We start from the raw sequence: 14,093 nt of genomic DNA, 5'->3' as shown, positions 1-14,093 counted from the left end.
TCAGGGCGCGTGATGGGCAATGCGGCGGCAGATTTTCGCAAATTGTCAGGGCTGATCCGTATCGTTGGCCATCGGGGCGCGCGCGGTGTGTTTCCCGAAAATACAATGCTTGGTTTTGATTATACGCTGGCCGCAGGTGTGCCGTTGCTTGAGTTTGATGTGGTGCTGACGGGCGATGACATCCCCGTCATTACGCATAATCCCACGCTGCACGCCGCAACTTTTCGGGACGAAACAGGACAGTTCATCACAAATGAGATGCCAATCCGTGATTTGAGCTATGCTGATCTATGTCGCTATGAGGTTGGTAAGATTGATGGGCAGAGCGCTTATGGCGCGGCCTTTCCCGATCAGGCGCAGGTTGACGGGCTACAGGTGCCACGATTGGCCGACCTATGCGCCCTTATTTCGCGGCCTGAACACGCCGCGGCGCGTCTGCTTCTGGAGATGAAATCTGATCCCGTGCTTGCCCAAGATACCGCCGCGCGGGCGCATTTTGTTGCGGCAGTTTTGGATGTGATCCGTAGCGCCCACGTGGTTGGGCAGACCGTCTTGCACAGTTTTGATTGGGCCATTTTGGCGGAGTGTAAGGCACAAGCGCCAGAAATCCCGCGGTCTTATTTGTCGATTGCATCCGAGCCCCAGTTTCAATTGCCGCCCGATATTCCCGCTCATATCAAGGCGGAAGGTGGCGCGCTATGGTGCCCGCATTTCGCGGATATCACAGCAGCAGATGTGGCCTATGCGCAAAGCCTAGATTTGGGCGTTGTTGTTTGGACAGTAAATCAAACCGCAGATATCGATCGCATGATTGATTTTGGGGTGGATGCGATCTGTTCTGACTACCCCGCCCGCGTGCAGCGCCGCTTGTCGGATAGGGGTTTGCGCTGGCAGTAAGGCCGAAAGCGCAATTTTCTCAATGATTTCAGCGCAAAAACCTGTGCCAGACCTTGTTTGTGACAGCTTTTTGTTTTTTTTGAAAATAAATCTTCAGTTTCTGATTTAGCCTGCGATTTGAGTCATGACTTTTGGGTCATGGTCTGTCGTTCCGTCCACAGGTCGGGCGGCGCTAAGCGCGAAGCGCGAACATTCGATGAGACTTTGTCGGAGGAGGAGCCGCCAAAGCATCGAAAAGGGAGGGACTAGAAGATGTCAGACGCATCAATTGGAACGCCAGAGCAGCTGCGCGATCCGAATTACACGCCGCCTTTGACTCAGGCGGTGCCACTTGGAATTCAACACGTTTTGGCGATGTTTGTCTCGAACGTAACACCCGCCATCATTATTTGCGGTGCGGCTGGGTTTGGCTTTGGCTCAAACAGCCCGGATTTTCCGCAGATGATCTATATGATTCAAATGTCGATGTTCTTCGCGGGCATCGCCACTTTGTTCCAAACCATTGGATTTGGCCCTGTTGGCGCGCGGCTGCCGATTGTCCAAGGAACGAGCTTTGCCTTTATTCCGATCATGATTCCCTTGGTTGCAGGTAAGGGCGTTGACGCGATTGCCGTTTTGATGGGCGGCATTTTGGTCGGCGGTTTGTTCCATGCCTTCTTAGGCCTGTTCATTGGCCGCTTGCGCTTTGCCTTGCCGCCTTTGGTGACGGGCCTTGTTGTCACGATGATTGGTTTGGCACTTGTTAAGGTTGGCATCCAATATGCTGCGGGCGGTGTGCCTGCAATTGGAACCGAGGAATACGGCTCTAGTCTGAACTGGCTCATGGCGGGCACAGTGATCCTTGTGACCTTGGGGCTGAAATTCTTTGCGCGTGGGATGCTGTCTGTCTCGGCCGTTTTGGTTGGCCTTTTGGCGGGCTACGCGGTGGCCTTTGCCTTGGGGCAAGTGAATTTGGGCAATGTTGGCCGTGCCGCAAGCTTTGCGATGCCAAACCCGCTTCACTTTGGGTTAGAGTTTTCGGTCGCCGCAATCATCGGCTTTTGTGCCATGTCTTTTGTTTCCGCCGTGGAAACAGTGGGCGATGTGTCAGGGATCACCAAAGGGGGTGCGAACCGCGAAGCGACCGATAAGGAAATCCAAGGCGCGACTTTTGCCGATGGTCTGGGCACGGCTGTGTCTGGCTTGTTCGGGGCATTGCCGAACACATCCTTCTCACAGAATGTGGGCCTGATTGCGATGACGGGCGTGATGAGCCGCGCGGTTGTCACGATCGGCGCAATATTCCTTATCCTTTGTGGCTTGGTGCCAAAGGTGGGCGCGGTGATTTCCTCTGTGCCGATTGAGGTTTTGGGCGGCGGTGTGATCGTCATGTTCGGCATGGTTGTCGCTGCAGGCATCTCGATGCTGTCGGATGTGAATTGGAACCGCCGCAACATGGTGATTTTTGCGATTGCCTTGTCCTTGGGGCTTGGTTTGCAGCTTGAACCTGACGCACTGCAATATCTGCCAAGCACGATGAAAATCTTGGCAACCTCGGGCATTTTGCCTGCGGCCCTCATCGCGATTATCCTAAACCTCGTGCTGCCCGCAGAACTCAGTGCAGAATCCACGGAAGAGGTTTCTGGCGGCATGTCGGGAAAGAGCTCAAAATAAGCTCACAGGTGAGCATGACCTAGAACGCGAAGCGGCAGGGGAAACCTTGCCGCTTTTGCTTTATCTGGCTTGTGCCTTTGCGGGGCTGGTGTAAATTTTCCCCGATGGCGCGACAGTCAGTCTCAAGCGAGGTGCAATCGGGTGGCAGGCAAAGGAAAATACCTTTGGATCATGGTGCTGCTGCAGGCGGCGATTTCTGCATCAAGCCTTGTGGTGGAAATTGTCGCAGGCCGCATGATTGCGCCCTATGTCGGGATGAGCCTCTATACATGGACAGCCATTATTGCGGTTGTTCTGGCGGGCTTTTCCGTAGGTCATTGGTGGGGCGGTCGCATCGCTGCGCATGACAGTCAAAATGCATTGCGCCAAACCGCATGGACGATGGTTGCCGCCGCTTTGACCACCGCTGCGGCAAGTCTGATGTTGCGCGGGTTTGCAGCTCCGCTAATTGAGGCCTTCAGCCATCCCCTCGCCGCCATCACCGCCCTAAGCATGGTCGCGTTTTTCCTGCCTTCGCTATTTGCGGGCATCCCTGCGCCTGTTTTGACGGTTGTTGCCATGCGCGGTCAAAGCCAGTCTGAACGCGTCTTGGGGGTTATGTTTGCAACTGGGGCGATTGGGGCGATTTTTGGCACTTTGCTTGCAGGGTTTTTCTTTGTTCCGCGCTTAGGCTCGATGACCACCTTGATGGTCATTGCTGTGATTTATGCGTTTGCGGCGGTCGTCTGCTTTGCGTTGGCGCGGGTTAAAGGGCGCGATCTTGGTCTTAGCTTCGCGGCATGTTTGGCGCTTGTGGGGCTCGGCTATCAGACCCTCAGCCTGCCAGCGATTTGTGACGAGGAAAGCGAATATTTCTGTATCCGCACAGTGACCCTTTCTGATGCCGAGGGCGCGCGCGTTCATCTGATGGTTTTGGATCACCTTGCCCATGGCATCAGTAGCGAGGCGGAACCGCGCCATATGCAAACCGATCATGCTGCAATGTTGGACGCGCTGCCGCGCATGCGGATGGGAGAGAAGGATTTCTCATCCTTCCATATCGGCGGCGGATCCTTTTCCGTCCCGCGGGGATGGGCCGCGCATGGTTTAGGGCAAATCACGGTGGCTGAGATAGACCCCGCCGTCACGCAGGTGGCGATTGATTATTTCTGGCTTCCTGCAGATGAGGTCACCGTGCTGCATGAAGACGCGCGTATGGCGCTGCGCAACACCCCCACGCGCTATGATGTGATCATTGGGGATGCTTTCACCGATATTGCCGTGCCCGAACATTTGATCACGCAAGAATTTTTTGAATTGGTTGCAAGCCGCCTGACGGATGGCGGGGTTTTTGCGATGAACCTGATCGACAATGTTGACCGCATGGATGCCTTGGCGGCGATGATCGTGACTTTGCAGGCGGTTTTCCCAAGTGTCGAAGTCTGGACAGAGGCGCGCGGGCCAAGCCAAGGTGAGCGGCGGATTTTTGTTCTTCTCTGTAGCGAAACACCAAGTCCTGTCTCTCGCCTCACGGCGGGGTCGCCTGATCCAATGATCTTTCAACCTCTCGATGATGCCTTCGTGGCGCAGATTGTGGCTGATAAGCAGCCGCGCGTTCTGACAGATGACTATGCGCCGATTAGCGCCCTGATCGGGTTTGAGCCCATCTTGAATTAAGCTTGCAACAGCGCCGCGCGCAACGCCGCCTCATCCACGCTGCCGCCCGAAAAATGTGCCCATGCGTGCACGCCTTGATAAAAGAATAATTCCCACCCAGAAATGATTTCTAGACCAAGAGACGCTGCATCTTTGAGGAACGGTGTCTCAAGTGGGGTATAGACCGCGTCAAACACCCATTTTGCCTCTCGCATATGCGCAGCCGGCAGCGGGGTGCCGCCATAGCCAACCATGCCAATGGGCGTTGCGTTCACAAGGCCCGTGATCTCAGGTGGCAGATTGGACACCTCGCGCATTGTTGTGACCTGCAATGTCGGAAAGCCACGCGCCAGATCACGCTTTAGGCCATCGGCCTTAGGCAAATCTGTATCAACCAGATGCAACGCGCTTGCCCCCAAATCGGCAAGGCCAAAGGCAATCGCGCGTCCCGCCCCACCTGACCCGATGATCAGCACCTCGCTTGGTGCGTCATCGCCCCGTGTGGCCTGATAGGCGGCCTTAAAGCCCGTGTAATCTGTGTTATAGCCAATAGGCCCTTGGGCCGTGAAAAGAACGGTGTTCACGGCCCCAACCGCGTCCAACACGGGATCGGCCAGTTGCACAAGTGGCACCACTTTTTCTTTATAGGGATATGTGATGTTGAGCCCTGAATAGCCTTCAATTTGCGCGGTCTCGAAGACCTCAAGAAAGGTTTCCTCGCGTTCAGGGGGGATCAAGAGATCATAGCTGACCGCGCGGGCGTTCAGGTGGCCTGCAATTCGGTGCAAACGCGGGGTGCTGGATTGTTTGATATTGTCACCGATCAGCCCCAATTTGAGCGGGGCTTGGTTCTGGGTCGGGCTTAAGGACATATCGCCTGGTCTTTCTCTTCGCGCGTTATTTGGCCATCTCGCCACGAATGGCGGGCAGATGCAACTTTTGTTGGCGCTCTTTTTGGAATGGCGATAGCGTTAGATTTGCGCGATGTGAACAGGTCTGATCCATGCAAAGCAATATTCATGATAGCGCCTATTCTTGGGGTAGGCTCGCCATCACCTTGGCGATTGCGATGATTGCTAATGTGGGCATGTGGGCCATCATCGTGATCATGCCTGCGGTTGAGGCGGAATTTGGATCGCTGCGCGCGGCCTCGTCCTTGCCCTACACGATGACGATGGTGGGGTTTGGCGCGGGCAATCTTTTGGTAGGGCGCTTGGTGGATCGTTTTGGTGTCACGATTGCCCTCTCTCTGGCAGCTGTCATGATCGCGGCAGGGTTCGCTCTCTCCACTCTTGCAAGCAGCATTTACACGCTGTCCCTGATCCATCTGATTTTGGGCCTTGGAACGGCCGCGGGCTTTGGCCCTTTATTGGCGGATATATCGCATTGGTTCTTGCGCCGCCGCGGGATTGCCGTGGCCTTGGTGGCCAGCGGCAATTACCTCTCTGGTGCGATTTGGCCGATGGTTCTTTCTGGGATTTTAGCTGAGGATGGATGGCGGGCTGTCTACCTCACCCTTGCAGTGATTGCGCTTGTGGGGATCATCCCGCTTTCATTTGCGTTGCGGCGCAAACTGCCAGAAACCGCCCATGCCCAGTCCGAGGCAATGTCGCGCGCCAAGGCAAATTCGGTTGGTCTGTCCTCGCGCCAGTTGCAATATCTGCTGGGCTTTGCAGGCGTGGCCTGCTGTGTGGCCATGTCGATGCCGCAGGTGCATATCGTATCTTACTGCGTGGGCCTTGGATATGGCCCTGCGGTGGGGGCCGAGATGCTGTCGCTGATGCTTCTGGGTGGTGTGGTCAGCCGCATCATTTCAGGCTTAGTTGCTGATCGTTTGGGTGGTGTGCGCACCCTATTGATTGGGTCGGTTCTCCAAATGACGGCGCTGTTTTTTTATCTGCCCTATGATGGGCTTGTGTCGCTTTATGTTGTCAGCTTGATTTTTGGTTTGGCTCAGGGTGGGATTGTTCCGTCCTACGCTTTGATTGTGCGCGAATATATGCCCGCCCGCGAAGCAGGTCAGCGGGTTGGATTTGTGATCATGATGACGATTGTGGGCATGGCGCTTGGCGGTTGGATGTCGGGGTGGATTTTCGATGTAACAGGCAGCTATCAGATGGCATTCATCAACGGTATTTTGTGGAACGGGTTTAATGTGGCGATAATCGCGTGGCTTTTGACGCGCAGTCGCCGCCCGCAAGCCCCCGTTTTGGCCGCAGGCTAGGGAAGGAGGAGAGTTCATGTTCAATGATGATGTTGCCGCCATTTGTCCCGAATGTGGGGCAAACGATATCGCGATGGATGCGACAAAGATCACCTGTCAATCTTGCGGTCATTTCGAGGCTTTGGGCCTTGAGGCCGAAGGATCAAGCGCGGCACTCACAAGCCTCTCACAGGCCTATGCGATTTCCGTTTTGCAACGCTGGAGTTTTGCAGGCTAGCGTTATTGTTGGACAATCGCGTTTTCCCATTCGGCCAAGAAATTGCGCCGATTGAGCGGGTCAAGATAGACCATCAGGGCGGGGCCGATCCGAATAGGCCCAAATCCCGCACTAGACGCAGCAGGCGATGCGTCATTGAGCGGTGGCAGGGGCCAACCATCGGCCCCATCGCGCAAGGCGATACTGAGTAGCGCATCAATAAACGCCCCTGCATCGTTTGGGTTCTGCGCCGTGCTTGGGATCAAGGCGGTGCGCAAAATCACGTTGGAAAAATCGGTCATCCGCAGAATTTGGACACGACCTTCGGATTGATCGGCCAAACGTTCGGCCACGTAACTGCCCAAGACATTATAGGCGAGGGCCAGTTTGCCACTCATCACATCCTCAATCATTTGGCTTGAACAGCAATAGAGCGTGGGGTTGAGACGGCCCATCACTTCGGAGAGTCGCCAATAGGCATCTGTGGCACGGGCTTCCTGCGTGGCAAACAGATAGCCAAGCCCACTGTCCCGCACATCATAGGTGCCGATAGACCCTGCGAAACGTGCAGGGTTGTCGCGTAAAACTTCGATCAAATCCTGCCGCGACTGCGGAATGGATAGCCCCTCAAAATATTCAGTCGAAACCAAGACCACCGCGGGCTCGGTCGTGAATGCGAAAATGACATCACGCCATGTGGCCCAGTCTGGCAGGCTTTGTGTCATCGGCGAGCGATAGCGTTGTGTCAGCCCATCATTGGCCAGTTGGAATTGCAAATCCATCGCCGATGAAATGGCCACATCATAAACTGCGCCTGAACTGATCTCACGATGCAAATCCGCAGAGGAGGCAACCGTATATTCCAAATCTAAGGTTGGATTGGCGCGATGAAACGCTTCGAGATAGGGTGTGAAGACGTCCAAATCAGCGGTGGAGAGTATCCGCAAAACCCTGTCGCCCGTGCCTTCGATGCGTAGGAAATCCTCTGGTTCAAAGGCGGTTGCAGGGCTGATCCAGAGACTTAAAGCAAGGGTAAGACAAGCGAGGCGCATGTGCCCTTTCCTTCCTTATTATTTGACAATTCTAAGCGCCCGCCATGGGCGGCCAAAACATCAGCGGCAATGGTAAGGCCCAATCCTGATCCCACAATGTTTTCGGTGTTGCGTCCTCGTTTGAAACGCTGCGTGAGAACCTCGGCAGGGTCATCGCCTAGCCCTGTGCCCTCATCGCGCACAGTGATGTAGCCATAGCCCCCTTTGGTCTCCACGCAAATTGATATGGTGGTGTCTTCAGGCGAATATTTGATGGCGTTGTCGAGAATATTGCGCAACGCGCTGTCGAGCAGCACCGCATCACCTGCAACGATGATGTCCTCGGCTTTCAGGTCAATGTTGATATCCTTCATGCTTGCCGTGGGGGTCATTGCGGTCGCCGTTTGGGCGGCCAAACTTTTGAGCGAGATATGATCGCGCAGAAGGTCATCCGCGCGGAAGGCCACAGTGGCGTGATCCAAAAGCTGTCCCGCCGAACGGGAGCTTTCATCAATCGCGCGGATCATCTGGCGCAGACGGTTGCGTTCGGCCTCGCCTGAGGCGTTGCGCAAGGCAAGATCCGCTTGCACTCGAACAGTTGCCAAAGGCGTGCGGACGCGATGGGCGGCCTCTAGAATAAACTCTTCCGAGCGGCGAATGGATTGCCCCAATCGATCCATGAAGCGATTGAGCGCGGCAATGAGCGGCGCCAATTCATCAGGGGCGGGGCGGCGCAAGGGGCGCAAATCGGATGGCCCGCGCCGCGAGACAGCCCCTGCAATCTCGTTCAACGGCCGCAATGATGTGCGGGCGGCAAAAAAGGACAGCAGCACCGCGACCAAGAAAAAGGCAATCGACAACAGGCCTGCTTGACGCGAGAGATCAAGTGCGATGGCGGCAATGCCTTCGCGGGTTTGTCCGACTGTGACGATCACCAATGTCGGTTGATTTCCCGCCAATATGCGGCGCGAGAGCGTGGCCAGTCGCAAATCTTCGCCGCGATAAGATTGCGTTGCAAAACTGACCTCGCCTGCGCGGGTGTTCGGGTCAGTGGCAACGGGAAGATCTGCATAGCCTGTCAGCAATGCGCCATTCGCGGTGACCCGATAAAAAACCCGATCCTCGCTAATCGCGCCGAGCATGGAAAACGCAGAATAGGGCAGTTCAAGCCGCAATTCGCCCTGCTCGCTGCGCAGGGTTTCGGCGATTGCAGTCACTGCAGCGGCCAAGACGTTATCTTGGGTTTCTTCGGCGGCTTGGCGGGCGAACCCCGCAACCATCCCCCAAGATAGCAATGACAACAGTGCCGCCACAATCGCGAGATAGAGCGTTAATCGCCGACCAATGGAACCTGTGCCCTGTTGCGCCTCGCTCACGGGGTTTTCACCTCCATCCGATACCCAATGCCGCGCACAGTCTCGATGTGAATATCCGTTCCCTCAAGACGGCGGCGCAAGCGGCCCACATAGACCTCAATCGCGTTTTCTGTGATCTCTGCATCATAGGAAAACAGCCTGTCCATCAATTGCGCCTTTGACAAAATCTGTCCTTGATGGCGCACGAACACTTCCAAAAGACGCAATTCGCGGCTGCGCAATTCGATGGTATGCGCGTGATGGCGCAGCGTGCCTGCAAGCGGGTCAAAGATGGTTTGGCCAAGCGCGATATCATTGCGCGCGGCCCCGCCGCGGCGGCGCAAAACGGCGCGGCACCGCGCCTCTAATTCGGAAAAATCGAAGGGTTTCGTGATGTAGTCATCGGCCCCTTGGTCAAGGGCACCAACCCGATCCGACACTTGGCTGCGGGCGGTTAACATGATCACGGGCGTTTCGATATGGATGCGGCTTTGCGCCAAAAATGCGCGACCATCGCCATCGGGAAGCATCACATCAAGCAAGATCAGATCGTAGCTGGCATCCGCAAGGCAAGCGCGCGCATGGGCCAAATCGGGGGCGTGATCAACCGCATGACCGTCCAAGACCAGACGTTTGACCACCGCTTCGGCCAATTCCTCGTTATCCTCTACAAGCAGATAGCGCATTGGGCGCGTGGCCTTTCCCTGACTATTCCCCAAACAGGTGGGCTGATGTTTTCGTCCTGCGTGTCAGGCTCGTGTCAGCTTTCTGTGGTCGGGTGAGACTATGGCGGTGGAGGATCGCCTGTCAAATGGGAGGAATACACTATGAACACCTTTGGGTGGACACGCCGCGCTATGATCGCGGCTGCAACTGCTACGCTTGCATTCTCGGGCATGTCCAATGCGGGCGGGCATCAAATGATGGATCAGGTTCACTTCCTCATCCCCGGCGGTGCTGGCGGTGGTTGGGATGGCACAGCGCGCGGCACGGGCGAGGCGTTGGTCAATTCTGGTCTTGTGGGCAATGCCACATATGAAAACATGTCAGGCGGTGGTGGCGGTGTCGCCATTGCGCATTTGATCGAAAATGCAGCCTCAAGCGATGGCACATTGATGGTAAACTCGACCCCCATCGTGATCCGCGCTTTGACGGGTGAGATTTCTCAAAGCTTCCGTGACCTGACCTTGATCGCAGGCACAGTGGGTGACTACGCGGCATTGGTTGTGACTGCAGATAGCCCGCTGGCTTCGATGGAAGACGCATTGGCTTCATACCGCGAAGCACCGATGGATTTCGCCATTGGTGGCGGTTCTGTTCCTGGTGGGATGGATCACTTGGTCGCCGCGATTGTGATGCAGGCTGCGGGCGAAGATCCCACTGCGTTTAACTATATCGGTTATGATGCTGGTGGCGAGGCGATGGCGGGTTTGCTATCGGGCGAGATTGATGCGCTGTCCACTGGCTTTTCCGAAGCGGTTGCTTTGGCCGAGCAGGGCGAAGTCCGTATCTTGGGCGTGACCGCCCCTGACCGCGTTCCTGCCTATGCAGACGCGCCAACCTTCGCTGAGCAGGGTATTGATGCGCAATTCGTGAACTGGCGCGGGTTCTTCGCCGCACCTGGCATGGCGCAAGAAAAAGTTGAAGCCTACCAAGCGATGTTGGCGGCGATGATGGAAACCCCTGAGTGGGAAGAAGTGCGCAGCCGTATGGGTCTGGTGAATATCTACCGCCCCGGCGCTGAGTTCCAAAGCTTCCTTGAAGCACAAGAGCAGCAGATCGGTGATCTGATGCGCGAGTTGGGCTTCCTCTAAGAGGGGAAGCGCGTTTTGCGCAATTGATCTTTGGGTGGGCTGCCTCATTTTGCGGTGGCCCATCCTTGCAACAGACCCACGAATTTGGCTGAGACAAAGGGGGCGTTTATGGCCTTGGAACGTTGGATTGCATTGGCCTTTGTGGCGCTATGCTGCATCTATGGCTATGCTGCGTTTTTCACGATGGATCATCTCTTGCCTGCAATTTTGCAGCGCAATCCGATTTGGCCATCAACATTTCCAAAAATCCTGAGTGTGCTTGGGGTGATTGTGGGTTTGGTTGTGCTGTTTTCTGGCAAGTCCGCAAAGACAGCCGAAGCAGATACAACAAAAGAGCAAAGCGCCGAAGATATCGATCACCGCCGTCTTGGGGATTACAATATCGGCCAAGCCCTGTCGCTTTTGGCGCTGATGGTGGCTTATGCGCTCTTTCTGCGCCCAGCAGGGTTTGTGGGGGCGACCATTCTTTTCCTTGCGCTTGGTGGGTTCATCTTAGGCGAGCGGAAATTTCACATTCTTATACCTGTGGCCGCGATTGCCGCAGGCACGATCTGGTATCTTGTGCAGGAGGTGCTGGGTATTTTCCTGCGCCCTTGGCCTGCGTTTCTGATGTGAGGGGGACGCATCATGCTTGAAGGTTTGCTTCTTGGCCTTGCGGCCGCAATAACGCCCTTTCACCTTGCAATGGTCGTGTTTGGCTGCGTGATTGGCACTGTTATCGGTATGTTGCCCGGTCTTGGGCCAATGTCGATTATTGCGATTATGATCCCTGTCGCGATTGGATTGGGCGATCCAACGGGCGCTTTGATCTTGTTGTCTGGCGTCTATTATGGCGCGATTTTTGGCGGGTCGACCTCGTCAATTTTGCTCAATGCGCCGGGGGTCGCGGGAACAGTTGCCACCGCCTTTGATGGATACCCGATGGCGCAAAAGGGTCAAGCGGGTAAGGCGCTGACGATTGCAGCCATTGCGTCCTTTGCAGGGGGCACCATCGGCGCGATCTTGTTGATGATCTTTGCACCTGCGCTGTCCTCGGTCGCGCTTTTGTTCCATTCGGCGGAATATTTCGCGCTTATGGTTGTTGGGCTTTCGGCCATTGCTGCCTTTGCGGGCACAGGGCAAGTCGCCAAGGCGCTGATGATGACCATTCTTGGCCTTATCATGGGCACTGTCGGTGAAGGGGCCTTGTCCAATATGCCGCGCTTCACCTTTGGGATCATGGAATTGCAATCGGGGTTTTCCTTCATCACCCTCGCGATGGCCATGTTCGCCCTGCCTGAGGCGCTATTTTTGGTCTTGAACCCTGCGCGCGGTGCGCAAAGTGGGTCGGGCGGCGAGATCAAAGATCTGCGCATCACCAAAGATGAGGCCCGCAAAATTGCACCCGTCATCGGGCGGCAATCGGTGCAAGGGTTCTTCATCGGTGTCCTGCCAGGTGCGGGGGCCACGATTGCATCCTTCTTGGGATATGCGGTTGAGCGCAACATCGCCAAAGGCGAAGAGCAGGCAGAATTCGGCAAAGGCTCAATCAAAGGTTTGGCCGCACCCGAGACTGCGAATAATGCGGCTTGCACGGGCTCTTTCGTGCCACTGCTGACTTTGGGTATTCCTGGCTCTGGGACAACTGCGATTTTGCTTGGTGCATTGATCGCCCTGAATGTCACCCCTGGCCCAAGATTGATGACCGATGAGCCTGATGTGTTCTGGGCGGTTATTATCTCGATGTATATTGGCAATCTGGTTCTTTTGGTTCTGAACCTGCCGCTTATCCCCTATATCGCCAAACTGTTGACGATCCCGCGGGCCTATCTGATCCCGTTCATTTTATTCTTCACGTTGATGGGCAGCTATATCGGCCAAAACAATGCGACTGAATTGCTGATCTTGGTGGGTTTTGGGGTGGTTGCTACGATTTTGCGCTTTGCGGATTATCCCCTTGCCCCACTTCTGATTGGGTTCATCCTTGGCACGATGATGGAGGATAATTTTGCCCGCGCTATGCAGCTTTATCGTGGATTTGGATTTATCCTCGAACGTCCAATGACCTTGGGTTTGTTGATCCTTGCGGTGGGTCTGGTTTTTGTGCCCGCCTATCGCGCCCGCCGCGCGCGCTTGCGTCAGGCTGGTGTTGCAGATGGCGATTGATCAGCGCAAAACATAAGTAATCGGGCGCGGGGATAATCCGCGCCCCCTTTTGTAAAAATTGCAAAGGCCCATCGGGTGCGTCCGACCGCTCAACGCATTGTCAAAGAAACTCTGCCCACGCTTGCGCTTGGTGCGGCAGGGGCTGGGCTTTTTTGGCTGATTGGGTTTCCTGCCTATATGCTGACTGGGCCTGCTGCGGCTGTTTCGGTTGCCACGATGTTGGGGTTGAAAAGTTTAATCCCGTTGCCCCTGCGCGATGTGGTGTTCGTGGTGATTGGCGTCTCGATTGGCAGCACGGTCACACCTGAGGTGATCGAGACTGCGCTGACATGGCCAATATCCTTGGCCATTTTGGCGGTCACTTTGGTTGTGCTGATTTTTGCGCTGCGGGCCATCTTGATGCGCGGTTTTGGCTATGATGTGATGACCGCGACCCTCGCCGCCACGCCTGGGCATCTCAGCTATGTTCTTGGGTTGTCGACCTCAATGGGCGTAGATGTGGCGCGGGTGGCTTTGGTGCAGGCCACGCGGGTTTTGTTGCTAACCCTCTGTGTGCCTTTGCTCATCTCGCTTTGGGGGATGACAGGCACGGCCTATGTCGTGGATCACGGGGCCATCAGCCTTTTGGCGGCTGCGGTTGTTTTCGCGGCGGCCTTAGCTCTGGGTCTTATCTTTAAACGGATTTCGATACCTGCGCCGCTTTTATTGGGCGCGATGGCCGCATCAGCCATTGGCCATGGGGCGAACCTGACCCCAGGCAATTTGCCGATCTGGCTGACCTCACTGGCCTTTATGGTGATGGGTTGCTTGATTGGCACGCGATTTCGGGGGCTGGATCGCAAGGGTCTGTTTGGGGCCTTGGCGGCGGGGGCGGTGGGAACGCTCGTCTCCTGTGCGGTGGCGGCACTTGGCGCTATCATTGCGGCTGAACTGATTGGCTTGCCGCCTGCGGCACTGCTTTTGGCTTTTGCGCCGGGTGGGGTGGAGATCATGGCGGCCTTGGCGGTCAGCACAGGCCTTGAGCCTGCATTGGTTGCAGCGCATCATGTGGCGCGCCTCCTGATTTTAAGCGTAGCCGTGCCGCTGCTGATTGTTCGGATGAAGCCATAAGATCAGGCGGCGTGATACCACACCGCCCGATCA

13 protein-coding genes are annotated in these 14,093 nt (G+C 55.9%); 9 read left to right on the top strand and 4 right to left on the bottom strand.

Annotation, left to right across the window (positions count from 1 at the left end; translation table 11 throughout):
* The first annotated feature begins 12 nt into the window (after positions 1-12).
* The 3 genes from I3V23_07595 (at position 13) to I3V23_07585 (ending at position 4,206) form a co-directional block, all read left to right on the top strand.
* Entirely contained in the window at positions 13-897 is an 885-nt protein-coding gene (locus I3V23_07595; protein QPI86748.1) for a glycerophosphodiester phosphodiesterase, read from the top strand.
* 252 nt (positions 898-1,149) lie between these two features.
* The gene (locus tag I3V23_07590) at positions 1,150-2,550 is read left to right on the top strand and encodes a purine permease (protein ID QPI84476.1); all 1,401 of its coding nucleotides are present in this window, start codon (positions 1,150-1,152) and stop codon (positions 2,548-2,550) included.
* Between the two features lie 171 nt (positions 2,551-2,721).
* Entirely contained in the window at positions 2,722-4,206 is a 1,485-nt protein-coding gene (locus tag I3V23_07585) for a fused MFS/spermidine synthase (GenBank protein ID QPI86747.1), read from the top strand.
* Here the strand turns inward: I3V23_07585 and I3V23_07580 are convergent.
* Positions 4,203-5,057, bottom strand: coding sequence for a shikimate dehydrogenase (locus I3V23_07580; GenBank protein ID QPI84475.1), 855 nt, complete (start codon positions 5,055-5,057; stop codon positions 4,203-4,205). The two genes, I3V23_07585 and I3V23_07580, sit on opposite strands and share 4 nt — an antisense overlap.
* A 131-nt stretch (positions 5,058-5,188) precedes the next feature.
* Between I3V23_07580 and I3V23_07575 the strand changes: the two genes are divergently transcribed.
* Both I3V23_07575 and I3V23_07570 read left to right on the top strand, forming a co-directional pair.
* Entirely contained in the window at positions 5,189-6,409 is a 1,221-nt protein-coding gene (locus I3V23_07575; protein QPI84474.1) for an MFS transporter, read from the top strand.
* Positions 6,410-6,425: 16 nt separating this feature from the next.
* The gene (locus tag I3V23_07570; GenBank protein ID QPI84473.1) at positions 6,426-6,626 is read left to right on the top strand and encodes a hypothetical protein; all 201 of its coding nucleotides are present in this window, start codon (positions 6,426-6,428) and stop codon (positions 6,624-6,626) included.
* Between the two features lie 2 nt (positions 6,627-6,628).
* Here I3V23_07570 and I3V23_07565 read toward each other — a convergent pair whose 3' ends face one another.
* From I3V23_07565 to I3V23_07555, 3 genes are all read right to left on the bottom strand, one after another.
* Positions 6,629-7,657, bottom strand: coding sequence for an ABC transporter substrate-binding protein (locus I3V23_07565; protein QPI84472.1), 1,029 nt, complete (start codon positions 7,655-7,657; stop codon positions 6,629-6,631).
* Positions 7,627-8,916: a sensor histidine kinase N-terminal domain-containing protein gene (locus tag I3V23_07560; protein ID QPI86746.1), complete on the bottom strand. Its 1,290-nt coding sequence runs from the start codon at positions 8,914-8,916 to the stop codon at positions 7,627-7,629. Before I3V23_07560 ends, I3V23_07565 begins: the two co-directional genes overlap by 31 nt.
* 92 nt (positions 8,917-9,008) lie before the next feature.
* Complete coding sequence (locus tag I3V23_07555; protein QPI84471.1) at positions 9,009-9,677, bottom strand: response regulator transcription factor; 669 nt, start codon at positions 9,675-9,677, stop codon at positions 9,009-9,011.
* Positions 9,678-9,818: 141 nt separating this feature from the next.
* On the opposite strand from I3V23_07555, the gene I3V23_07550 reads away from it, so the two are divergent.
* The 4 genes from I3V23_07550 to I3V23_07535 all read left to right on the top strand — a co-directional run bounded on the left by I3V23_07550 (position 9,819) and on the right by I3V23_07535 (position 14,060).
* Positions 9,819-10,805, top strand: a complete 987-nt coding sequence (locus tag I3V23_07550; protein ID QPI84470.1) for a tripartite tricarboxylate transporter substrate binding protein — start codon at positions 9,819-9,821, stop codon at positions 10,803-10,805.
* A gap of 108 nt (positions 10,806-10,913) precedes the next feature.
* Positions 10,914-11,420 (top strand): tripartite tricarboxylate transporter TctB family protein, encoded by a 507-nt coding sequence (locus tag I3V23_07545; GenBank protein ID QPI84469.1) that lies wholly within the window; start codon positions 10,914-10,916, stop codon positions 11,418-11,420.
* Between the two features lie 12 nt (positions 11,421-11,432).
* Entirely contained in the window at positions 11,433-12,950 is a 1,518-nt protein-coding gene (locus I3V23_07540; protein QPI84468.1) for a tripartite tricarboxylate transporter permease, read from the top strand.
* A gap of 75 nt (positions 12,951-13,025) precedes the next feature.
* A complete protein-coding gene (locus I3V23_07535) occupies positions 13,026-14,060 on the top strand; it encodes an AbrB family transcriptional regulator (protein ID QPI84467.1) in 1,035 nt (344 codons plus the stop codon).
* The last annotated feature ends 33 nt before the right edge of the window (positions 14,061-14,093 follow it).

It is taken from the genome of Rhodobacterales bacterium HKCCA1288 (assembly GCA_015693905.1).
In the GTDB taxonomy this organism is placed as follows: Bacteria; Pseudomonadota; Alphaproteobacteria; order Rhodobacterales; family Rhodobacteraceae; genus M30B80.
This window is presented reverse-complemented; position numbering and strand designations above follow the sequence as displayed.

Excerpts from the sequence above, each read along its gene's own strand:
- I3V23_07595 (QPI86748.1), top strand. The coding sequence starts at position 13 with ATGGGCAATGCGGCGGCAGATTTTCGCAAATTGTCAGGGCTGATCCGT.
- I3V23_07590 (QPI84476.1), top strand. The coding sequence starts at position 1,150 with ATGTCAGACGCATCAATTGGAACGCCAGAGCAGCTGCGCGATCCGAAT.
- I3V23_07585 (QPI86747.1), top strand. The coding sequence starts at position 2,722 with ATGGTGCTGCTGCAGGCGGCGATTTCTGCATCAAGCCTTGTGGTGGAA.
- I3V23_07580 (QPI84475.1), bottom strand. The coding sequence starts at position 5,057 with ATGTCCTTAAGCCCGACCCAGAACCAAGCCCCGCTCAAATTGGGGCTG.
- I3V23_07575 (QPI84474.1), top strand. The coding sequence starts at position 5,189 with ATGCAAAGCAATATTCATGATAGCGCCTATTCTTGGGGTAGGCTCGCC.
- I3V23_07570 (QPI84473.1), top strand. The coding sequence starts at position 6,426 with ATGTTCAATGATGATGTTGCCGCCATTTGTCCCGAATGTGGGGCAAAC.
- I3V23_07565 (QPI84472.1), bottom strand. The coding sequence starts at position 7,657 with ATGCGCCTCGCTTGTCTTACCCTTGCTTTAAGTCTCTGGATCAGCCCT.
- I3V23_07560 (QPI86746.1), bottom strand. The coding sequence starts at position 8,916 with ATGGTTGCGGGGTTCGCCCGCCAAGCCGCCGAAGAAACCCAAGATAAC.
- I3V23_07555 (QPI84471.1), bottom strand. The coding sequence starts at position 9,677 with ATGCGCTATCTGCTTGTAGAGGATAACGAGGAATTGGCCGAAGCGGTG.
- I3V23_07550 (QPI84470.1), top strand. The coding sequence starts at position 9,819 with ATGAACACCTTTGGGTGGACACGCCGCGCTATGATCGCGGCTGCAACT.
- I3V23_07545 (QPI84469.1), top strand. The coding sequence starts at position 10,914 with ATGGCCTTGGAACGTTGGATTGCATTGGCCTTTGTGGCGCTATGCTGC.
- I3V23_07540 (QPI84468.1), top strand. The coding sequence starts at position 11,433 with ATGCTTGAAGGTTTGCTTCTTGGCCTTGCGGCCGCAATAACGCCCTTT.